The 593-nt window shown below is 67.1% G+C and carries 1 pseudogene; it reads left to right on the top strand.

The window, feature by feature from the left end:
- A pseudogene (locus AC1DRF_RS31545) lies at positions 1 to 593 on the top strand (asparagine synthase (glutamine-hydrolyzing)); the annotation flags it as partial.

The following is a 593-nucleotide window of genomic DNA, read 5'->3' as shown; positions in this document are numbered from 1 at the left end:
GCACAACGGCGTGTTCCTCGGCCATCGCCGCCTGTCGATTCTCGACATCGCCGGCGGCGCGCAGCCGATGGAAAGCCAGGACGGMCGTTTCGTCCTGGTCTACAACGGCGAGATCTACAACTTCCGCGAATTGCGGCGCGAACTCGAAGCGCAGGGTGCGCACTTCCGCAGCGACCACTCCGACACCGAGGTCCTCCTGCACGGCTACCGCGCGTGGGGACGCGCGTTGCCCGGCCGCCTCAACGGGATGTGGGCGTTCGCGTTGCTCGACCGCGAACGCAAGGAACTCTTCCTCTCGCGCGATCGTTTCGGAAAGAAGCCGCTGTACTGGCACGCAGGGCGCGAGGGATTCGCCTTCGCTTCCGAGCTCACCGCACTGCGCGAACATCCCGCCGTGCCGTCGACGCCCTCGCCGCTGGCGATTCGCAAATACTTCGCCTACGGCTACATCCCGGCGCCGCTCACGCATCTGGAAGGCGTGCACAAATTGCCCGCCGGCCACTCGATGACGGTCGACCTGGCCACCTGTGCGCCATCCGTCGAACGCTACTGGGCCTACGAGGCCGAACCGGCCGACGTGGCGGTCACCGCGC

This window comes from Priestia sp. P5_B4, from assembly GCF_056400385.1.
The sequence above is the reverse complement of the archived record's forward strand: the minus strand, read 5'-3'. Positions and strand labels throughout refer to the sequence as shown.